Annotated in this window: 16 protein-coding genes; 13 read left to right on the top strand and 3 right to left on the bottom strand. The window is 65.6% G+C overall.

The genetic code is table 11. The features are described 5' to 3' along the window. Positions 1 to 220: 220 nt before the first annotated feature. Positions 221 to 1,117: a recombinase family protein gene (locus tag ACJASC_RS14830; RefSeq protein ID WP_415146681.1), complete on the top strand. Its 897-nt coding sequence runs from the start codon at positions 221 to 223 to the stop codon at positions 1,115 to 1,117. A gap of 152 nt (positions 1,118 to 1,269) precedes the next feature. Here the strand turns inward: ACJASC_RS14830 and ACJASC_RS14825 are convergent, their stop codons facing one another. Then, a complete protein-coding gene (locus ACJASC_RS14825; protein WP_415146680.1) occupies positions 1,270 to 1,785 on the bottom strand; it encodes a DUF6647 family protein in 516 nt (171 codons plus the stop codon). Positions 1,786 to 1,909: 124 nt separating this feature from the next. Here ACJASC_RS14825 and ACJASC_RS14820 point away from each other — a divergent pair, with 124 nt between their 5' ends. Then, entirely contained in the window at positions 1,910 to 3,133 is a 1,224-nt protein-coding gene (locus ACJASC_RS14820) for a tetratricopeptide repeat protein (protein ID WP_415146679.1), read from the top strand. A 6-nt stretch (positions 3,134 to 3,139) separates the two neighbouring features. Here the strand turns inward: ACJASC_RS14820 and ACJASC_RS14815 are convergent, their stop codons facing one another. Further along, positions 3,140 to 4,183, bottom strand: a complete 1,044-nt coding sequence (locus ACJASC_RS14815) for a TRAP transporter substrate-binding protein (protein WP_415146678.1) — start codon at positions 4,181 to 4,183, stop codon at positions 3,140 to 3,142. Positions 4,184 to 4,828: 645 nt separating this feature from the next. Here ACJASC_RS14815 and ACJASC_RS14810 point away from each other — a divergent pair. From ACJASC_RS14810 to ACJASC_RS14795, 4 genes are all read left to right on the top strand, one after another. Continuing rightward, positions 4,829 to 5,695 (top strand): helix-turn-helix domain-containing protein, encoded by an 867-nt coding sequence (locus ACJASC_RS14810; protein WP_415146677.1) that lies wholly within the window; start codon positions 4,829 to 4,831, stop codon positions 5,693 to 5,695. Positions 5,696 to 5,955: 260 nt separating this feature from the next. Continuing rightward, positions 5,956 to 7,215, top strand: a complete 1,260-nt coding sequence (locus ACJASC_RS14805) for a ParA family protein (protein WP_415146683.1) — start codon at positions 5,956 to 5,958, stop codon at positions 7,213 to 7,215. Next, positions 7,212 to 8,249 carry a ParB N-terminal domain-containing protein gene (locus tag ACJASC_RS14800; protein ID WP_415146676.1) on the top strand — a complete coding sequence of 346 codons (1,038 nt, stop codon included), beginning with the start codon at positions 7,212 to 7,214 and terminating at the stop codon, positions 8,247 to 8,249. Before ACJASC_RS14805 ends, ACJASC_RS14800 begins: the two co-directional genes overlap by 4 nt. A 339-nt stretch (positions 8,250 to 8,588) precedes the next feature. Then, a complete protein-coding gene (locus ACJASC_RS14795) occupies positions 8,589 to 10,247 on the top strand; it encodes a BCCT family transporter (protein WP_415146675.1) in 1,659 nt (552 codons plus the stop codon). A 58-nt stretch (positions 10,248 to 10,305) separates the two neighbouring features. Here the strand turns inward: ACJASC_RS14795 and ggt are convergent, their stop codons facing one another. Next, positions 10,306 to 12,078: a gamma-glutamyltransferase gene (ggt, locus tag ACJASC_RS14790; protein WP_415146674.1), complete on the bottom strand. Its 1,773-nt coding sequence runs from the start codon at positions 12,076 to 12,078 to the stop codon at positions 10,306 to 10,308. A gap of 378 nt (positions 12,079 to 12,456) precedes the next feature. On the opposite strand from ggt, the gene ACJASC_RS14785 reads away from it, so the two are divergent. From ACJASC_RS14785 to ACJASC_RS14755, 7 genes are read left to right on the top strand one after another with little or no spacing between them, the layout of a single operon-like run. Beyond that, positions 12,457 to 13,500: a transporter substrate-binding protein gene (locus ACJASC_RS14785; RefSeq protein ID WP_235047631.1), complete on the top strand. Its 1,044-nt coding sequence runs from the start codon at positions 12,457 to 12,459 to the stop codon at positions 13,498 to 13,500. After that, complete coding sequence (locus ACJASC_RS14780; protein ID WP_021694536.1) at positions 13,497 to 14,129, top strand: ANTAR domain-containing response regulator; 633 nt, start codon at positions 13,497 to 13,499, stop codon at positions 14,127 to 14,129. The genes ACJASC_RS14785 and ACJASC_RS14780 overlap by 4 nt, the downstream gene beginning before the upstream one ends. After that, a complete protein-coding gene (locus ACJASC_RS14775) occupies positions 14,119 to 15,033 on the top strand; it encodes an ABC transporter permease (protein WP_415146673.1) in 915 nt (304 codons plus the stop codon). The genes ACJASC_RS14780 and ACJASC_RS14775 overlap by 11 nt, the downstream gene beginning before the upstream one ends. Continuing rightward, entirely contained in the window at positions 15,033 to 15,953 is a 921-nt protein-coding gene (locus ACJASC_RS14770) for an ABC transporter permease (RefSeq protein WP_021694538.1), read from the top strand. Before ACJASC_RS14775 ends, ACJASC_RS14770 begins: the two co-directional genes overlap by 1 nt. A gap of 46 nt (positions 15,954 to 15,999) precedes the next feature. Then, positions 16,000 to 17,628: an ABC transporter substrate-binding protein gene (locus tag ACJASC_RS14765; RefSeq protein WP_415146672.1), complete on the top strand. Its 1,629-nt coding sequence runs from the start codon at positions 16,000 to 16,002 to the stop codon at positions 17,626 to 17,628. 1 nt (position 17,629) lies between these two features. After that, the gene (locus tag ACJASC_RS14760; RefSeq protein ID WP_415146671.1) at positions 17,630 to 18,589 is read left to right on the top strand and encodes an acetamidase/formamidase family protein; all 960 of its coding nucleotides are present in this window, start codon (positions 17,630 to 17,632) and stop codon (positions 18,587 to 18,589) included. Continuing rightward, complete coding sequence (locus ACJASC_RS14755; RefSeq protein ID WP_415146670.1) at positions 18,586 to 20,367, top strand: ABC transporter ATP-binding protein; 1,782 nt, start codon at positions 18,586 to 18,588, stop codon at positions 20,365 to 20,367. Before ACJASC_RS14760 ends, ACJASC_RS14755 begins: the two co-directional genes overlap by 4 nt. Positions 20,368 to 20,415 lie beyond the last annotated feature (48 nt).

Here is a 20,415-nt window from a genome sequence, read left to right as displayed (position 1 = left end):
GAAAGGGCAATCTTATCCAATTCAGTAGCGCGTTGTGGTTGGAACGGAACCTTCAGCTTCGGTCTGCGCCTTTGGCCGCAAAGGAGATGAAGCCTGCCGCCTCCCCTTGCCCTACCCTCTCAACCAAAGCCGCGCATCTTTTGTCGGCGTTCTAAAACGACCGTATTGTCTTGTTATATTAAATTGGATAGGGGCGCTCGAGCACCCCATGCGGAGGCCCATGTCCCTGATCGGTTACGCACGCGTCTCGACTGACCTGCAGGACACCGCTGCCCAATGGCGCGAACTGAAGGCGGCGGGCTGCATCGAGATCCGCGAGGAGTTCGCCTCCGGGGCCGCACGGGCGCGGCCGGTGCTTGCGAAGTTGGTCGCAAACCTCGGGCGCGGCGACGTGCTGGTCGTCGTGCGCATCGACCGTCTCGCCCGCTCGCTCTCGCATCTACTCGAGGTGATCGAAACGCTAGAGGCCAAGGGCGCACATTTCCGCTCGCTGGGCGATCCGATCGACACCACTTCGCCGCAGGGCAAGTTCACGCTGCAGATCCTCGGCGCCACGGCGGAGTTCGAGCGGGCGCTGATCCGCGAGCGGACACTGGCGGGATTGGCCTCGGCGCGCGAGAAGGGGCGCGTCGGCGGCAATCCGGGGCTCCGCGACCGCAATCCGGAGGCGATCGCCAAGGTCAGCCGCGCGCGCGATCGCAGCTACTTCGGCAAGCTCAACGACGCGGCGCAGCACTGGCTGCCCGCCGTCCGGCAGTTCCGACCACGCCTGCCATGGGAGGATGTCGTGCGGATCATCAACAGCCGACATCCTCAAGCGAAGCCCTGGACCGTCGAACGCCTGCGGCGCGCGGCAGGGCGCTTCGTGAAGGACGGGCTGTTGGACCGGTCCGTCCTTGACCGCGCCTCGCCCGCACAGAAGGATGACCGCATCCTCGCGATCATCGCAGGCATCAGGAGTTCGGCACCCGACATGACGCTGAAGCAGATCGCAGCGCGGCTCGAGGCGATGCGCGAGCCGACGCCGCGGGGCCGCTCGAAATGGGCGACGTCATCCGTCGCGCATCTACTGGAGCGCGCACGACAAGCCGGATTTCTTGAGAGCGACGAGAGGTGACGAAGCTGAAGCGGCAAATCGGCGCGTTCGCTGACGCAATTCGGATGGCTGGCCGGACTGGGGGCTCGTGCGTCCCACGAACGATTGCAACAAAAGGGTCCGGCGACAGACCGAGACGCCTCGCGACAACAAGCTTGGGTGAGCGCTCGGTATCAGTGGGTGCAGACCGTACCGACAAGCAGCGTGGCCGCATCGATGTCAAAGGCTGTGGCCAATGTTTCCCCGAACAGCGCAAGCCATTCCTTCTGCGCGTCATAAGCGAAACGCTCTCGCTCGCCTAGACAGGCGAAACGCTGGCCGGAGGCGAACTGCATATGATGAACCACCTCGTGGACGAGCACTGAAAGCTCTGCCGGCGATCGGCCGGTCCATCCTTCCGAGAGATAGATCGTTCTGCGGGTCTCGTCGTAGAGGGCGACGACCTGACCAAGGGCCACCTGGGCTTCGGGGCCATATCGCATAGCGATGAGGTCAGCCTCCGGCAGGGTGGCGAGGCGCGGCACATGTTCCGGAACAGGAAGATCGAAATTCGCTGAAAGCCACAGGAAGATGGTGTCCAGAAGCGGAGGGGCATCACGTGGATTTGTGTTTTCGGGCGTTGCCGATAGCGGTGCTGCGACAGCGAGCCAGAATGCGAAACCGACGGTGTAGAGAGCTTTGCGGATCATGACGACCTCCGGGACAGGAATGTCCCGCAAGGCTCAAACAACGGCGGCCCCAAGTCATGAAAGCGCCATGAAAGAACGCTGAAATCGTGCTACAATTTCAGCCAACCGGCAGCGGAGGCCCATCATGGAAGCCCCGGAAACCATTCTGGTCGGCGGCTTTGTCCTGAACCGCGCGCGGGGTCGTCTCGAGGACAGGACCGGCGCCGAGTGTGCCCTGCGCCCCAAATCCTACCGTGTGCTCGAGCTTTTGTTCATACGGCGAGGCCAGCTGGTGAGCAAGGATGACCTCATCCGCGAAGCCTGGCCGGACGTGATCGTGTCGGACGATTCCCTTGCCCACTGCATCAGCGATATCCGCCGTGCGCTTGGCCCTCGTGGGGCGGAATTGCTGCGCACCGTGCCGCGGCGCGGATACATGCTCGTCGAGGACGATGTCTCGTTGAAGACACCGGATCGAAGATGGCGGTCGGCATGGGCTGGGGGGCTCGCTTTGACGGCAGCGGCGGCGAGCCTGGCCCTTTGGTGGGAACGGGAGCCGGATCTCTCGAACCCGGTGCCCGAGGCGGCAAATTCGGCGATGCTGCTGGCGGACGAGTTGCTCGACGCTCGGGATTGGCAGAAGCGGGAAGACAACGAGCGCGCGCGCGCGTTGCTCACGACCATGGTGGAGGATGATCCCGAAGACGCGCAGGCATGGGCCAGCCTCGGGCTGACCTATTGGCTGGAAGTGCAGCACATCTCTTGGGGCGGCGGCCGGCGCGAGATAGCTCAGGCGGCCGAGATGGTCGAGCGCGCCGTCTCGCTTGGTGGCGGTGCCCGCGCGCACCGCCTGCTCGCCGAAATGCGCCTGCTTGCTCCGTTTCCGGAGATGCGCTCACCTCTTGATGCCATGTCCCACGCGCGGGCAGCCGTGACGATCGATCCGGAAAACCCCGACAACCTCGCCGTGCTGGCGCATGTGATGGCGCTGACCGGCCGCGATGCCGAAGCCGTGCAGACGATCGAACAGGCGCTGCGCCGCAACCCGTCCCCGCCCGACTGGTATCGGCATGTCGCCGGAATGAGCTACCTTATCGGAGGCAATCCGGCCCGCGCGGCGGAGACGTTCGGATCGCTCCATGGCGCAGGCACCTTCACCGGCACGCGGTGGTGGCCCGGTTGGTTGTTCGCTGCAAGTCTCGCGCAGTCCGGCAGGATGGAGGAGGCGAAAGCCGTCATCGATGCGGCCTCGGGACGACGACCGGAACGGAGCATCGCCGCGGTGGCACAGTCGCTCGACGGGTGGGCCGATCGTGCCAGCCTCGACAGGTTTCTCGATGACCTGAGACGCGCGGGACTGCCGGGGTGAAGCCGGCTATTCGGCTTGGTTCTTCAATCGCGCAGCGCCATGCCCAGCCTGAAAGCGCAGATACCCCGCCCACGCCTCGGCGAGCAACGGGTCGCGCGCGGTGTCCTCCGCGATCACCTCCTCCCACGCTCGTCGAAGCGCTGTGAGGATGCCTTCGGACCAGTCATGCAATTCCACGCCCTCTGCGCGGAATCGGGTGATGGCCTCGGCCTGCCGCTGCGTTGCCGTGGCGATGGTCCATGACAGGGTATTTTCGCAAGCCTCTTCGATCGCGTCCCTTTGGCTGTCGGATAGTGCGACCCAGCTCCTTTCCGGCATGAGGATTTCGAGAGAGGTTGCCGGTTGCTGCCATCCCGGCATGTAGAGATGCCGTACCGCATCGGGCAGTCCGAGATCGGCATCGATGGACGGCAGCGAGAACTCGGCCGCGTCGATCAGCCCCGTCGCCAGAGCCGGGCCGATATCCGCGGCCGGAAGCTCGTAGGGGACGACGCCGAGCTTTCTGAGCGTGCGTGCGCCGTAGCCGAAGCTGCGCATGCTCAGCCCATCCAAATCCTCGACCTGCCCGATCGGCGCGCGAAACCAGCCGCCCCCTTCACCGGGCAGGATACCGCAGTAGAGGCTCTTCAGGCCATGGCGGGCATAGATCGCATCGAGCGCCTCGGCGCCGCCCCCCTCCTTCATCCATGCGGTGAAGCCCACGGGGCCCGGCCCGAAGGGAAATCCGCTGAAGACCGCCAAGGCAGGGTCTTCGCGATGGTGATGCCCAGCCGAGCCCCAGACGGCGTCGATCAGACCGGAGTCGAGCGCGCCGAAGCTGTCTTGATCGAGCACGACGCGGTCTTGGACCTCGATGATGAAGCTGTCATCCGACAAACGGCGCACCTCTTGCGCGAAATACTTGCCGGCCTCACCGAAGAGTTTCGGGTATAGCAGGCTGTTCATGCGCCAGCGTAGAACCTCCTCATCGGCCGTGGCCGGTTCGGCCTTCAGGCCCGCCACAAGGGCGATCGCGCCGAGAAGTCCAAGGGAGATCGATGATCGAAGCATAGAGCATCTCGACGAGATGGTCGGCTGTTTGACAACCGCTCTGGAGATCATGCCCGGTTTTCACGAAGCGGGCAAATGCCCTCGGAGTTCACGGACCGGGCGATACACAGCCCTGCCCCACGAACTGCGGCCGCTGCAATACAGGAGAACGAGCAGTTCACGCGCAGTCCACCGATTCCCCAAGAAGCCGGTCGCGCCACGCCATCCGAAGCGAATCGGTTGGTCCCGACGTCTGGATTCTTCCCGCAAAGATGGGCTCTTGATCTCTAAAGGTCCTGATTTCAGTAACTTACAACCGGACCCGACGCAACGCACGGTCCGGAGATGAAAGTGATACACTTTTGTGATTGCTTAACTGGGGGCAATTGTGCATTTCTGCTAACAGCATTGCCTATAGAGAGAGCCGGACACCGATGCCGATCTAGAGACCCATACGAACAAGACGAGAGCCCGGCCAGTTGGCGCTGACCGAGCTCTCTAAATGTCCTGGCTGCTAAAGCCCTATACAACTTCCTTTTAGCAGCCGCCCCGATCCCTTTGCAAGCCTTTATGGCTCGCGAGAGTGCGAAAGTGTGCGAAATGCTTGAGTTCAATCCCGTAGCCACCGGTTACACCGCCCTGCCCCGAGAATTGATGAGCCTCCCGATGAGCGACGGCGCCTTTCGAACCTTGGTTCTGCTGTGCTCGCATGCCTCCTCCGAAACCGGGGAGTGTTACCCTTCTCAGGCGCAGCTCGCCGCTATGATGGGCAAGAGCAAGGGCAGCGTCTCGGCGCATGTGAAGGAACTGCGCGGTCTCGGCCTCGTGCAGACCGAAACGCAGACCTGTCGTCATGGCGGCAACTACCGGCTGCGCTATCTTGTCACCTTTTGGCGCAATTGGCGGGCCGCGCTTCGGCACCGTCGGACGGCTCCTCCGGTTCAGCCCGTCGAACGCCCCGTTCAGCCTGCTGGACGCCCTAAGGAAGAAAACCATAATCAGGTAAACCACACTGCCGCCCCGCACCCCGCGGCGGCCCCTGCCCCGTCGACTGCACGGCACGATGACGCGACCATGGTGGTGGTCGACGATCTTGTGCGGCGTTGGCAAGAAGCCAAGGGTGGCGCTCCCTTCCCGAACTTCGAGGCCGAGGTGCCCCGGGGTCTGATCATCGAAACCCAACGAGTGGTCCGGACCTCAACCGCGCCACAAGCGCCTCCTGCCCCATCGGAGATTCGATCTGCCTTGCGCCGCCTCTGGCAGGATCGCGGCATCGTAATCGAAGAGCCGCTCCTCGACGACCAGACGCGATTGCTCGCTCGGAGCCCGAACGCATCCGGTCTGTTGCAACGGCTTGGCGCGCATCTCGCGACGCAATGGCCTAGACACTGGCGACGCATGTCGACGCTGCCGCAGTTCAAGGCAATGATCGCGGAATTACCATCGCCGCCTGCCGATCTCGAGGTGAAACTGCGGCTCCTGGGCAGCGATTTGCGACGACACGCAACGCTCCAAGCGCGAGCGGCAACGTGATTACCGTGGTAATCGGTCAGCACCGAACCGCAGCTTGGAAGCAACGCTTCGACGCCAACCTCACGGACCGGAGATGAATTATCGACATGGCGGGCTGACGTGGCTGCGCAGATGACACAAGATCGGCTTCGAAATTAAAGATGATTACCGTGGTAATCACCTCATACAGAAAGGCGCCCACCCGAATGCTGCGAACGTTCATAGGTGAACTCTCAAGCACCATGCAGGTCGTCAACAGCCGGCTTCGGCGAGACTTGACCATGCGTTCGCGCGTCGAGAAAAAGTTTTCGATGCGCGAGGTGGGCGACTTGCTGGGCCTTACCAAGAACTATTACGAGAGCATGCTCTCGAAGAGCGCGGAGGAAGAACCGAGCTTTCCCGCAGGCGTCAGGGATGGACGTGAAAGGCACTACACGCTCGATGAGCTGATGCTGATCCGCGCGCATCTGCAAAGCCTGCCGAACCGGCGACGTCCCTACCTGCATTGGCGCCAACCGGGCGACCCGTTGAAGATCGTGACCTTCGGGGCGCAGAAAGGCGGGACCGGCAAAAGCCTGTCGGCCGCGCATTTCGCGCAGTACCTGACAATGAATTACGGCTTGCGCGTGGGCCTTATCGACTGCGACCCGCAGGCCACCGCCAGCCTCTACTTTGCGGATGACGAGTCGCACCTGTTCGACCCCGAGATCGCCACGGTCGCCGCCTTCATGGGCGTCTCCGAGCCGGGCGAAACCGACCTTGTCACCCGGCCGACCGCAGAACTCGACGCGATGTGGCAGCCAACGCCATGGGCCGGGATTCGACTGATCCCGGGTGGCAGCGACATTCAGAACGGCGACATCAGCCTGTTCCTGTTGGCGCAGCGCGCGCAGGTCCCGGTGCATTCGGTGCTGAAGAACGCAATCGAGCGTTGGGACGATGATTACGGTCCCAAGACCCGTTTCGCGGACCTGCGTCGTGCCGATGGCAGTTTCGACGTGGATCGCTATACCGCGGCGCTGCGTGAGACCGTCGACGTGATCGTCATCGATCAGCAGCCCAGCCTGACCCTGATGCAGCTCAACGGCCTCGTGGCGGCGACCTCGGTGATCGTGCCGCAAACGATGAAGGGCTTCGACCTCAGCACGCTCAGCACCTATTCGCAGAACATCGCCGAGTATCTCGACTATATCGAGGAAACCTCGGCCGATGCGATCGGGATCGGGCGTCACGTGGTGCTGCCGACGATCGTGCAGGAGGCAAACGACAAGGATGTCGACCAGATCGTCGATCTGTACCAGCGGGCGCCTGAGTTGTTCCTGCAGGTCTGGTATCCGCGCTCCGACGCCGTGGCCAATGCCGCAGAAGAGTACAAGAGCATCTACGAATATGATCCGCCCCGGTCGCGCCGGGCCTCGACCAAGACCTTCATCGACAGCGCCAATGCGGTGAACGACGCGCTGGTCGACGTGGTTTGGGGCAGCGCCCTGCCAAGCCGTGGCTATGCAAGAGACTTCATCAAGGCGAGGTGGGAAGAATGAGAAAGCGCAAGCTGAACGCGAAACCATTGGCCTCGGACGAGATCGAGGAACGTCAGGCCTCGGCGCCTGCGGCCAAGGCAGTGCCGCTCGGCGGTCAGTGGGGCGGTGCCATCAAGGGCCAGATTGCGGTGACCCGGCGCGAGCTCGATGCCGCGCGTGAGCGACTGACGGCGGTCCGCGAGGGCGTGATGCGCGGTGTGATCGCGTTGGAACTCGATACGGACACGATTATCGATGCGGTCGGCACGGACCGGGTCGGCGATTGGAGCGACGATGCCGATTTCGACGCGCTGGTGCGTAATATCCGCGAGCGCGGCCAAACCCAGCCGATCCGGGTCAGGCCCGAGGACCCGGCTTGGCGCCCGGCCGAAGAGGACCCGCTCGCGGTCGAGGACGCGACGCGCTTCGTGCTGCAATCGGGACGGCGTCGGCTCGCGGCCTGCCGCAAGCTTGGCCTGCCGGTGCGGGCCTTGATTGCCACGGATATCTCCCGGGCCCTCGGTCAAGCGGCTGCGGAGCTGAAGGCCGCTGGCGGTAGTGTCGAGGCGCTGGCCGACCTTGAGGAGCGTTTCGCCGAAAACACGATGCGCCAAGCGTTGTCGCCGGTGGAGCAGTTGCTATCAGTAGGCGAGATCGCATCGCTGTTGCCGGACATGAGCCAGCGCGCCATCGCCAGCCGGCTCAACGTGCCGCAGGCGACGGTCTCGATCGGCCTGACCTGTTTTCGCAACCGTGAGGAACTGTTGCAGCGGGCCCCGACGGATGCCACGCATCGCGACCTGAGGATCCTTGCCCCGACGCTGGGGCAGGGGGGGCAGGGCGCCAAGGACATACCTGACGAGGCGCATCCCAAGCCTGCACGTCCTCGTGCCACGGGACGCAAGCTGCATTTGCCGCGGGGCGGGTCGGTCGCGGTCAAGGAAACGGCGCGCGGCATGACCCTTGCGGTGCGCAATATCCATGTGCCCGAACAGAACCGCGCCGAATTCGAACGCGATTTGCTGGCGCTGCTCGGACGTTACGAGCGCGAATGACGCGATCTTGGCGGTACCTATTGTCGTGGGTGCCGCCTCCAAGACCGGCAGTCACTCGGGCCACGTAACTTCGGGTCGTCTAATCTCTGCTAATGCGTTGATATGTATAATAAAAAGCCTCTAATATTATCTGGTTGCGGTCTGGACAGACGGGAAGAGATGTCGACCTCTCGATTCGAGGTTCGTCCAGAACTCCCCAAAAAGCCGAAAGCAGACGCTCTTGAGCATGATTTTGCTCAGCTGATATCGCGCATGACGCAGGTTCCCGCCGTAAGGTAAATATGAACGACCGGCGGCGCCGGACGTTGCGTCCGAACCACATCGCTTGGAGGGCGCACGATGTCAGGCATGAGACCGCAGGAGCGGTTCTGGATATTTCCCAAGGTGAACCGACCCGTGTTCATCACCTCGGCGGCGTTGATCGTCGGGTTCATTCTGTTCGGCGCGATCTTCGACGAACTGGCCAACACCGTCTTCACCTCGGTGCAGGGCTGGCTCGCTGGCTATTTCGGCTGGGCGATGATCATCCTCGTCAACCTGCTGCTGGTCTTCACCATCTTCATGGCGGTCGGGCCGTTCGGGGATGTCCGACTTGGGCGGATGGACGAAAGCCCGGAATACTCGCTGTTCTCGTGGACCGCGATGCTGTTCAGCGCCGGCATCGGGATCGGCCTGATCTACTGGGGCGTGGCAGAACCGATGTATCACTACTTCGCGCCGCCCGATGCCGACCCCGAGACGGTCCGTGCGGCACAGGAGGCCATGGCGATCAGCTTCATGCATTGGGGCTTCCACGCCTGGGCGATCTATGCGGTGGTGGCGCTGGCGCTGGCCTACTACCACTTCCGCAAGGGCCTGCCGCTGGCGATCCGCTCGGCGCTCTACCCGCTGATCGGCGACCGGATTTATGGTCGCTGGGGCGATCTTGTCGACATCATTGCGGTCTTCGGCACCATGTTCGGCATCGTCACCTCGCTAGGTCTGGGCGCCACGCAGGTGAATGCGGGGCTGAGCGAGCTTTTCGGCGTGCCCAACAATGTCGCGGTGCAGATCGCGATCATCGCTGCGATCACCGGCATGGCGACGCTGTCGGTCGTCGCCGGTCTCGATGGCGGCATCAAGCGGCTGTCCAATATCAACATCGTGCTGACGCTGCTGTTTCTCGCCTTCATGGTGATCGTCGGGCCGACGCTGTTCATCCTCGACAGCTTCGTCGACAATTACGGCTACTACCTGAGCCGTCTCGTGCAACTCGGCACCTGGAACGAGGGCTGGCAGGGCGGCAACGACGCGGGCAACTGGCAGGAAAGCTGGACCATCTTCTACTGGGCGTGGTGGGTGAGCTGGGCGCCCTTCGTCGGTGTCTTCGTGGCGCGCATCAGCCGTGGCCGCACGGTGCGCGAGTTCATGCTCGGCGTGATGCTGATCCCGTGCTCGATCATGTTCTTCTGGTTCACCGCGTTCGGCGGCACGGCGATCTCGATCTCGCTCACAGGGGATACGGCGTTGGTCGATGCGACGCGCGAGAATTATGCCAACACCATGTTCGCACTGCTCGACTATTTCCCGTTCTCGGGCTTCACTTCGCTCTTTGCGACGGTGCTGATCGTGATGTGGTTCGTGACCTCGTCGGATTCGGGCAGCTTCGTGATCGACATGCTGACCGCAGGCGGTGATCCGAACCCCCCGAAGGTGCAGCGCATCTTCTGGGCGGTGTCCGAAGGGGCGGTGGCCTCGGTGCTGCTGCTGGCAGGGGGCCTAGGCGCGTTGCAGGCGGCGGCGGTGATCGCGGGCTTTCCCTTCGCGGTGGTGCTCGTGCTCATCGCGTGGGGCCTGATCCGGGCACTGCGCTGGGACAACCTGATGGTGCATCGTCACCGCCAGCGGTTCCGTAGCGACGCCGAGGCCGAGCACAACATGGGCAGCGAAACGCATGACGCCTATGCTTCGATGGGTACGACGACGCCGGTGGCCGGGGACCGCGCCGCGGCAGAATGAGAAATCGCGGCGCCCGTCACATGGCGGGCGCCGCGATCCCACTTGTCGGGGCAGGGGGTCAGTCGCCCAAGGCGATACCCTCGCGCCGCGGATCGGCGCCGCCCTTGAGCGTTTCGCCGATTTCGATCGCGTGCAGCCCCGATGTCAGGTCGCGAATTTCGGTCTCATAGCCGATCTCCTGGAGCGGACCTTCGAGCGCTTCGGCCTCCGTCCCCGCCTCGAGGTCGAAGGTGCCGAAGCGGTTCACCAGATGCGGCGCGGCGAGGGCCTGTTGCACGTCCATGCCCCAATCGGCCCAGTTGACGATGGCCTGCGCGACATAGCCGATGATCCGGCTGCCGCCGGGGCTGCCCATGACCAGCACGGGCGCGTTGCCCTGCATCACGATCGTGGGTGCCATTGAGGACCGCGGCCTCTTGCCCGGCTCGACCCGGTTGGCGATGGGGCGGCCCTCCTCATGCGTGGCAAAGCTGAAATCGGTCAGCTCGTTGTTCAGAAGAAACCCGCGTACGAAGAGCCGCGAGCCGAAGCCGTTCTCGATGGTCGTGGTCATCGACAGCGCGTTGCCCATTTCGTCGACGATGGAGATGTGGCTGGTCGAGGGCAGCTCGATCGAGACGTCGTCACCCCAAAGCGTCGCGTGCTGCCACTCGGGCTCGCCCGGCGCCACCTCGGGCAGCGCGTCGTCGCCCGCCAGAAGCGCGGCCCGCCCGGAGAGATAGGCCGGATCGACGAGGCCCTCGGTCGGCATCGGCACGTAGTCGCTGTCGGCCATGTAGCGGCCGCGATCCGCAAAGGCGAGGCGCGAGGCGTCGCCGATCAGCCGCCATGCCTCGGCGCTGTCAGGCCCCATGCCAGCGAGGTCGTAGGTCTGGAGCATGCCGAGGATCTGTCCCACGGTGAGCGCGCCCGAGGAGGGCGGCCCCATGCCACAGACCTCGTAGTCGCGGTAATCGGCGCAGACCGCGTCGCGCTCGACCACGTCGTAGATCGCGAGATCGCGCTCGGAGAGCACGCCCGGATTGCCTTCGGCATCCCGCACCGTCGCCACGATGTCGGCGGCGATGCCGCCCTCGTAGAAAGCGTCCGCTCCGCCTTGGGCGAGGGCGCGCAGCGTTTCGGCATAGTCTGGGTTCTTCAGCATGTCGCCTTGCGCGATGGCGCTGCCGCCCGGAAAGAAATACGCAGCCGTGCCTTCAAACCGCTGCAGCCGATCCGCATCGTCGCCGACCAGCCCGGCGAGGCGTGGTGAAACCTCGAAGCCCTCCTCGGCATGGCGGATGGCCGCGTCGAACAGGCCCGCCCAGTCGGAGTTGCCCCATCTCTCATGCGCGGCCTCGAGCAGGCGCGGCGTGCCGGGGGTCCCGACGGACAGGCCGCCCACCACGGCGTCGAAGAAGTCGAGCGGCTGGCCGCTCTCGTCTTGGAACAATGTGGGCGTCGCGGCCAGCGGCGCGGTTTCGCGACCGTCGAGCGTGGTCAGCTCCCCCGCCTCAGCGTCGTACCAGACGAGGAAGGCGCCACCCCCCAGGCCCGAGCTTTGCGGCTCCACGAGACCCAGAACCGCCTGCACCGCGACCATCGCGTCCGCGGCCGTCCCGCCCGCGCGCAGCACCTCGGCCCCGACCTCGACCGCGAGGGGATTGGCGGCGGCGACCATCCAGTTTTCGGCTTCGACCGGTCGGCCCGCCGACTTGGCCTCCATCGCGGCGCGGGCGGCCTCGGACAGTCCGGCGATCTCACCCGAGGAGGTGCCCTCGGTCGTGACGGCGTCGGCGGCCTGCTGCGCCAGCAGCGGTACCGGGGCCAGCAGGAATGGAATAGCGGTCATGAACCTTGAATGCCTCATCGTGCCCTCCTCCTTGGGTTGTCGCCATGAAACCCGCCATGACGCCGCGCGGCAAGCCGCATCGGTGAAATGACCGGCATGCGCCTCCGGCAGGGCAGGCGCGATGAACCATCGACGCCGTGCCGCTTTCGCAAGCAAGATGCGCAAAGCTGCGACCGAACGGGTCTTGGGGCAATGGTCCGGCCTTCGAAAAGCAATAACCTGAAGTATGGCTTGACCCGGTGCCGGGTGCCGTAGGATGCTTCTCCCAAACCCGGCCTTCGCCGGATGGCAGTCACGCCCGTTTCGGAACGCGTATTTCGTGGTCCGGTGCGGGCTTTTTTTTTATGGGTGATCATGCGCCGCGACATCACGATAGGCTTGCTGTATTCCAGCGTCGGCGAATATGCCGCCCTCTCGGAGGCTTGTCGCCGGGGCGCGCTGTCGGCGATCTCGGATCTCAATGCCGATCCCGACGGCGCGTTGACGATCGAGGTGGTGGCGCGCGATCCGGGCGGCAATCTCGACCTCTACGAGCCGCATTGCACCGAGATCCTGCGCGACCGCGAGATCCGCCACGTGGTCGGCTGCGTCACCTCGTCAAGCCGCAAGGAGGTGATCCCGGCGCTGGAGAAGGCAGGCGGCACCTTGTGGTATGCCTGCCCCTATGAGGGGTTCGAGACCTCGGACCGGGTGATCTATACCCATGCCTGCCCGAACCAGCATCTGTTACCGCTGCTGCATTGGGTGTTCTCGCGCTTTGGGCGGCGCGGCTATCTGGTCGGCTCGAACTACATCTGGGGCTGGGAGATGAACCGGGTGGCGCGCGAGGCGATCGGCCGCGACAATGGCGTCGTCACCGGCGAGCGGAACCTGCCGCTGGGTGATGTCGACGTGGCCCGGCTGATCGCCGAGATCCGCGCCACGAAGCCGGATTTCGTGCTCAACAACCTGATCGGCAATTCCTCCTACGCCTTTCTCGCGGCGATGCGCGAGCTGCGCGAGAGCGATCCCGATTTCGCCGACGGGCATTGCCCGGTGCTGTCGTGCAACCTCACCGAATGCGAGCTTCCGGCCCTCGGGGAGCTGGCCGAGGGATTGATCTCGGCGGGGCCGTTTTTCGCAGGGGGCCGGTCCGAGAGCATGGCCGGGGCGCGGATGCTCGATTCGTCGCTCGAAGCGGCGGCGCACCGGGCGGTCATGGCGCTGGCCGATCTCGAGATCGCGGGGCCACGGGCGGCGCTGCCCCGGCATGGCATCGACCCCGAGACGCATCACATGATGCAGCCGGTGCTGATCGCGCGGGTCGAGGGGGGGCGGTTCCGGGTGATGCACAGCGAGGCCGCGGTCGAGGCCGATCCATACCTCGCGCGGCGCGAACGCTGGCCCGGCGCCATGCGCCCGACGCTGAAGCTCGTGACATGAGCCGCCGCTTCGCCACGCCCGAGCTTGGCGGCGCGACCGCGCTGGTGCTGCACCGCCCGCACGCCTCGGTCCAGGCGCTGAGCCGCCAGCTCGCGGCAATCGGACTGCGCGCGGTGGCGGTCTGGCCCGAACTCGGGCCGGAGGCGCTGGCCGCCGATTTCGTGTTCTTCGACGCCGACCAATGCCACGACGCGATGTTTCCGTGGCCACCGGGCGAGGCGCCGATGCCGATGATCGCGCTCATCGGCTCGGAGGCGCCGGGGCGGATCGAATGGGCGCTGGGGCAGGGGGCGGATGCGCATCTGCTCAAGCCCATCGGCGCGGCGGGAGGGTATTCGGCGCTGCTGATCGCCCGGCAGGGCTTCGAGGCGCGGTGCCAGGCCAGCGGCGAGATTGCCACCCTCAAGGCGAGGCTGGCCGAACGCCAGACCATCGTGCGCGCAGTGCTGATGCTGATGGCGCGGGGCCGCAGCGAGGACGAGGCCTATGCGCAATTGCGCGCCCTCGCCATGGCGTGGCGCGAGACCATCGAACAGGCGGCGCGCCGTATCGCCGCCGACCCCGGCGGGACCGATGAGACCGCCGACACCGACGAGACGACCGGATTGCGAAAGGGACATGATGTCTGACACCAGCGGCACCCAGCCGGTGCGCGCACCGCTGCCCGTGACCGGGCCGCGCCCCAAGGGCGTATGGGCGCGGCTGATGCGGCGCAAGCTGGCGCTGTTCGGCCTCGGCCTGATCGTGGCGGTGGTGGCGGGGGCGATCCTCGCGCCGTGGCTCACACCCTATGACCCGAACGAACAGCGGTTCGAAGGGCTCACCCTGACCGGCGCGCCGCTGCCGCCCAATGCCGATTTTCTGCTCGGCACCGATCTTCTGGGTCGTGACCTGCTGACCCGGATCCTCTACGGTGCGCGCACCTCGCTGATCATCGGCGTGGTGGCCAACGGCATCGCGCTGGTGATCGGCACGGTGATCGGCGTCACCGCCGGATACTTCCGCGGCTTCTACGGCGCGGTGCTGATGCGCTTCACCGACCTGATGATGGCGTTTCCCGCGCTCCTGCTGGCGATCTGCCTCGCCGCGATCTTTCAGCCGTCGCTGTGGATCGTCGCCATGGTGATCGCCATCGTGAACTGGGTGCAGACCGCGCGGGTGCTCTATACCGAGACCACCTCGCTGGCCGAGCGCGAGTTCATCGCCGCCGAGAAGACGCTGGGCGCGGGGCATGCGCGGATCCTCATCCGCCACATCCTGCCGCATCTGGTGCCGACGATCATCGTCTGGGGCACGCTGGGCATCTCGACCACAGTGCTTCTGGAGGCGACGCTGAGCTTCCTCGGCATCGGGGTGCAGCCGCCGACGCCGTCATGGGGCAACATCATCTTCGAGAACCAGACCTATTTCCAGGCCGCCCCCTGGCTGGTGTTCTTTCCCGGCGCCGCGATCCTGATCCTCGCGCTGTCCTTCAACCTTCTGGGCGACGCGCTGCGCGACGTGCTCGACCCGACGCAAAGGGGGCGCGACTGATGGCCGCCTATCTGATCCGCCGGCTTATGGTCTCGGTGCTGATCCTGCTCGGGGTCTCGTTCATCACCTTCTTCCTGCTCTACGCGCTGCCCGCCGACCCGGTGCGCCAGATTGCCGGACGCTCGGCGACGGCGCAGACGGTGGAAAACATCCGCCAGCAGCTCGGCCTCGATCAGCCGCTTCTGGTGCAATACTGGCGCTATCTCACCGGGCTGGTTCAGGGCGATCTGGGCCGCAGTTACCTGCAACGCACCGAGGTCGGCACGCTGATCGCGGCGCGGCTTCCGGCCTCGCTCCTCCTGATGGCGGGCGCGATCGGCTGCGAGCTGGTGCTGGGCCTCACCATGGGGGTGATCGCGGCGCTCAGACGCGGCACAGCCACCGACCAGACCCTGATGATCGCGAGCTTCGTCGGCGTCTCGGCCCCGCAATTCGTGGTCGGCCTGCTGCTCCTCTACGTCTTCGCGGTGCAGCTCGGCTGGTTCCCGATCGGCGGCTACGGCACATGGGCGCATCTGGTGCTGCCTTCGGTGACGCTCGGGATCATGGGATCGGGCTGGTACAGCAGGATGATGCGCTCCTCGATGGTCGACGTGCTGCGCGCCGACTACATCCGCACCGCGCGAGCCAAGGGGCTGGCGCGCCGCCGGGTGATCCTGCGCCACGCGCTTCCGAACGCGATCCTGCCGGTGATCGCGATGATCGGCATCGACATCGGCATCTTCATGGGCGGCATCGTCGTGGTCGAGAGCGTGTTCGGCTGGCCCGGCATCGGCCAACTCGCGTGGCAGGCGATCCAGCGTGTCGACATTCCGATCATCATGGGCGTCACGCTGGTCTCGGCCTGCGCCATCGTCATCGGCAACCTGCTGGCCGACCTCGTCACCCCGCTCATCGATCCGCGCATCAAGCTGCGCTGAGACCCCGGACGACCAACCAAGAAACGACCCCGACAGGAGAGTGAACATGAAGAGACTTCTGACCTCGACCGCGCTGATCGCAGCACTTGCCGTGCCCGCCATGGCGCAGGACTACACCCCCGATCCCGAGGCCCGGACGGGCGGCGCGATCACCATCACCTATAAGGACGACGTCGCCACGCTCGACCCGGCGATCGGCTACGACTGGCAGAACTGGTCGATGATCAAGTCGGTCTTCGACGGTCTGATGGACTACGTCCCCGGCACCACCGAGCTGCGTCCCGGCCTCGCCGAGAGCTACGAGATTTCCGATGACGGGCTCACCTATACCTTCAAGCTGCGCTCCGGCGTGACCTTCCACAACGGCCGCGAGATGACGGCCGAGGACGTGAAATACTCGCTCGACCGCGTCACCGACCCCGAGACCCAATCACCCGGCGCCGGCTTCTTCGGCGCGATCGAGGGGTTCGACGCCGCGTCGTCGGGCGAGGCCGAGGGTCTGTCGGGGGTGAAGGTGGTCGATGACAGCACCGTCGAGATCACGCTGACCCGGCCCGACGCGACCTTCCTGCACGTGATGGCGCTCAACTTCGCGAGCGTCGTGCCGCAGGAGGCGGTCGAGGCGGCTGGCGGCGATTTCGGCAAGGAGCCCGTGGGCACCGGCGCCTTCAAGCTTGGTGAATGGACCATCGGCCAGAGGCTCGTGTTCGAGAAGTTCGAAGATCACTGGCGCGAGGGCGTGCCCTATCTCGACCAGATCACCTTCGAAGTGGGTCAGGAGCCGATCGTGGCCCTTCTGCGGCTTCAGAACGGCGAGGTCGACGTGCCCGGCGACGGCATCCCGCCCGCCAAGTTCGTCGAGGTGATGAACGACCCGGCTCAGGCCGAGCGCGTGGTCGAAGGCGGGCAGCTGCACACCGGCTATATCACGCTGAACACGCGGATCGCGCCCTTCGACGATCCCAAGGTGCGGCAGGCCGTCAACATGGCGATCAACAAGGACCGGATCACCCAGATCATCAACGGCCGCGCCGTGCCCGCGAACCAGCCGCTGCCGCCCACCATGCCGGGTTACACCGAGGGCCATGAGGGCTATGCCTACGACGTCGAGGCGGCCAAGGCGCTTCTGGCCGAGGCCGGCCACGCGGACGGGTTCGAGACCGAGCTTTTCGTGATGAACACCGATCCCAACCCGCGCATCGCGCAGGCGATCCAGCAGGATCTGAGCCAGATCGGCATCGACGCCTCGATCCAGTCGCTGGCCCAAGCCAACGTGATCGCAGCGGGTGGCGAGGAGAGCCAAGCGCCGATGATCTGGTCGGGTGGCATGGCCTGGATCGCCGACTTCCCGGATCCGTCGAACTTCTATGGCCCGATCTTGGGCTGCGCGGGTGCGGTGCCGGGCGGCTGGAACTGGTCGTGGTACTGCAACGAGGAGCTCGACGCGATGGCCGCCGAGGCCGACGCCATGGCCGATCCAGGCCAGGCCGAGGACCGGCTCGCCAAGTGGTCCGAGGTCTACATGAAGGTGATGGAGGACGCACCTTGGGTGCCGGTCTTCAACGAGCAGCGCTACACCATGAAGTCCGAGCGCATGGGCGGTGACGATGCGCTCTATGTCGACCCGGTCTCGATCCCGGTGAACTACGACTATGTCTACGTGACCGAGCAGTAACATGTGCCAGAACTGCGACTACACCATTCACGGCGCGCAGCATCATTTCGGCTGGGACAATTCCATCGCCCCGGCCGAAAGGGTGGAGCCCGGCGCGCAGATCGCCTTTCACTGCATGGATTCCTCGGCGGGCCAACTCGGGCCCACGAGCACGGTCGAGGACGTCAAGACCCTCGATTTCGGCAAGATCAACCCGGTCTCGGGGCCGATCTTCGTCGAAGGCGCGGAGCCCGGCGACGCGCTCAAGATCACCATCGACAGCTTCGCCCCGCGCGAGGAGAGCGGCTCGGCCTGGGGCTGGACCGCCAACATACCGGGCTTTGGCCTCTTGGCGGATCAGTTCACCGACCCGGCACTGACGGTCTGGAAGTATGACGCGAAGACGCTGGAACCGGCACTTTTCGGCGAACATGGCCGGGTGCCGCTCAAGCCGTTTTGCGGCACCATCGGCAATGCGCTGGCCGAGAATGGCCTGCATTCGATCGTGCCGCCGCGCCGGGTCGGCGGCAATCTCGACATTCGCGACCTCGCCGCCGGAACGGTGCTCTACCTGCCGGTCGAGGTGGCGGGGGCGCTGTTCTCGGTCGGTGACACCCATGCCGCGCAGGGCGATGGCGAGGTCTGCGGCACCGCGATCGAAAGTCCGATGGACGCGGTCCTCACCATCGATCTGGTGAAGGACGCAAACCTCAAATTCCCGCGCTTCACCACGGCGGGGCCGGTGACACGGCATCTCGACGTCAAGGGTTACGAGGTGACGACCGGCATCGGGCCGGACCTGATGTCGGCCTCGCGCGACGCGGTGGCGGGGATGGTCGATCACCTTTGCGCCACGCGGCAGATGGCGGCGGTCGACGCCTACATGCTGGTCTCGACCTGCGGCGATCTGCGGATCTCCGAGATCGTCGATCAGCCGAACTGGGTGGTCAGCTTCTACTTCCCGCGCTGCGTGTTCGAATGAACGCGGCTGTCACGACATTGTCCGGGGCCGAACAGGTCCCGGACGCACTGCCGGTGCTTTCGGTCGAGGGGTTGGAGGTTTCCGTGCGGACCGAAGAAGGGCCGCGTGTGCTGGTGGAAGACTTGTCCTTCGATCTTGCGCGCGGCGAGACGCTGGCCATCGCGGGCGAAAGCGGGTCGGGCAAATCGCTCACCTCGCTGGCGATCATGGGGCTGCTGCCGCCACCGGCCGTGCATGTCTCGGGCGGGGCGATCCGGCTCGGAGAGACCGACCTGCTGCGCCTGCCAGAGCGGCGAATGCGCATGCTGCGCGGCGCGCGGATCGCGATGATCTTCCAAGAGCCGATGACCTCGCTCAACCCGGTGCTGACCATCGGCCGCCAGCTTACCGAGGCGATCGAGGCGCATGAAAGCCTGTCGCGCAGCGAAGCGCGCGCCCGCGCCATCGAAGCGTTACGCGCGGTCCGCATGTCGCAGCCCGAAGCGCGGTTGAAGCAGTATCCGCACGAGCTGTCGGGCGGCATGCGGCAGCGGGTGATGATCGCCATGGCGATCGCGCTGCGCCCCGACGTGCTCATCGCCGACGAGCCGACCACAGCACTCGACGTGACGGTGCAGCGCGAGGTGCTGGAACTCTTGCGCGATCTGCAGCGCGATCTCGGCACCGCCGTCATCCTGATCACCCACGACATGGGCGTGGTGGCCGAGATGGCCGATCGCGTCGTCGTCATGCAGTCGGGTCGCATGGTCGAGCAGGGCCCGGTGCGCGAGATATTCGCGGCCCCGAAACAGCCCTACACGCGCGCGCTTCTGGCTGCGGTGCCGCGCATGGGGCGCGGCGAGGGGGCGGGGACCCCGAGCAGCGCCGAAGCAGTGGCGCGGGTCGAGGATCTGCGCGTGCGCTTCGACATTCGCGGCGGATTGCTCAACCGCGCGACGCACGCCGTCCACGCCGTGGCGGGGGTGAGTTTCGAGATCCGCGCAGGCGAGACCTTTTCGCTGGTCGGTGAGAGCGGCTGCGGCAAGTCGACCATCGCCAAGGCGCTGACCGGTCTGGTGCCCTTTGAGGGGCGGCTCGAAGTGGCGGGGCGCAGGCTCGAGAGCGGGCAGCGGCCCGACGCCGCCTTCCGGCGCGGCGTGCAGATGATCTTTCAGGACCCGATGGCCTCGCTCGATCCGCGGATGCGGGTTGGCGATCTGGTGGCCGAGCCGTTGCTGATCCACGGCATCGGCACCGCCCCCGAGCGGCGGGCAGAGGTCGAGGCCCTGTTCGAGCGGGTCGGACTGGAGCGCGAACAGATCGACCGTTACCCGCACGAGTTCTCGGGCGGGCAGCGGCAGCGGATCTGCATCGCCCGCGCGTTGGCGCTTCGCCCGAGATTGATCATCGCCGACGAGAGCGTCTCGGCGCTCGATGTGAGCGTGCAGGCGCGGGTGCTCGACCTGCTGCGGGCGCTGAAGACCGAATTCGGCATCGCCTATCTCTTCATCAGCCACGACATGGCGGTGGTCGAGAATGTCTCGGACCGGGTGGCGGTGATGCGGCTGGGGCAGATCGTCGAGATGGGCACGCGCTCACAGCTCTTCGGCGATCCGCGCCACCCCTATACGCGCCAGCTTATCGCTGCCGTGCCGGTCCCCGATCCGGCCCGGGTCGTGCCGCCCTTCTCACGGCCGCAGGGCGAGGTGCCGAGCCCGGTCCTGCCGCGCTGCGCGATGCCCCGCCGCGAGGCGCTCCGCGATGTGGGCGATGGGCATCTGGTGGCGGCCGAGAGTTAGCGGGAGACAACGCCGTGCCGGAACAGGCATGGCCGCTCCCGGTGCCGT

The sequence above is a fragment of the Limimaricola cinnabarinus genome, from assembly GCF_047631075.1.
In the GTDB taxonomy this organism is placed as follows: Bacteria; Pseudomonadota; Alphaproteobacteria; order Rhodobacterales; family Rhodobacteraceae; genus Limimaricola; species Limimaricola cinnabarinus.
Note: the sequence above shows the minus strand (reverse complement) of the source record. Positions and strands in the feature narration are given on the sequence as shown.

Bases quoted from the DNA above. Each gene is read 5' to 3' on its own strand.
- ACJASC_RS14780 (WP_021694536.1), top strand. From the start codon at position 13,497: ATGAGCCGCCGCTTCGCCACGCCCGAGCTTGGCGGCGCGACCGCGCTG.
- ACJASC_RS14795 (WP_415146675.1), top strand. From the start codon at position 8,589: ATGTCAGGCATGAGACCGCAGGAGCGGTTCTGGATATTTCCCAAGGTG.
- ACJASC_RS14800 (WP_415146676.1), top strand. From the start codon at position 7,212: ATGAGAAAGCGCAAGCTGAACGCGAAACCATTGGCCTCGGACGAGATC.
- ACJASC_RS14765 (WP_415146672.1), top strand. From the start codon at position 16,000: ATGAAGAGACTTCTGACCTCGACCGCGCTGATCGCAGCACTTGCCGTG.
- ACJASC_RS14805 (WP_415146683.1), top strand. From the start codon at position 5,956: ATGCGTTCGCGCGTCGAGAAAAAGTTTTCGATGCGCGAGGTGGGCGAC.
- ACJASC_RS14825 (WP_415146680.1), bottom strand. From the start codon at position 1,785: ATGATCCGCAAAGCTCTCTACACCGTCGGTTTCGCATTCTGGCTCGCT.
- ACJASC_RS14770 (WP_021694538.1), top strand. From the start codon at position 15,033: ATGGCCGCCTATCTGATCCGCCGGCTTATGGTCTCGGTGCTGATCCTG.
- ACJASC_RS14755 (WP_415146670.1), top strand. From the start codon at position 18,586: ATGAACGCGGCTGTCACGACATTGTCCGGGGCCGAACAGGTCCCGGAC.
- ACJASC_RS14815 (WP_415146678.1), bottom strand. From the start codon at position 4,183: ATGCTTCGATCATCGATCTCCCTTGGACTTCTCGGCGCGATCGCCCTT.
- ACJASC_RS14830 (WP_415146681.1), top strand. From the start codon at position 221: ATGTCCCTGATCGGTTACGCACGCGTCTCGACTGACCTGCAGGACACC.
- ACJASC_RS14810 (WP_415146677.1), top strand. From the start codon at position 4,829: ATGAGCGACGGCGCCTTTCGAACCTTGGTTCTGCTGTGCTCGCATGCC.
- ACJASC_RS14820 (WP_415146679.1), top strand. From the start codon at position 1,910: ATGGAAGCCCCGGAAACCATTCTGGTCGGCGGCTTTGTCCTGAACCGC.
- ACJASC_RS14775 (WP_415146673.1), top strand. From the start codon at position 14,119: ATGATGTCTGACACCAGCGGCACCCAGCCGGTGCGCGCACCGCTGCCC.
- ggt (WP_415146674.1), bottom strand. From the start codon at position 12,078: ATGACCGCTATTCCATTCCTGCTGGCCCCGGTACCGCTGCTGGCGCAG.
- ACJASC_RS14760 (WP_415146671.1), top strand. From the start codon at position 17,630: ATGTGCCAGAACTGCGACTACACCATTCACGGCGCGCAGCATCATTTC.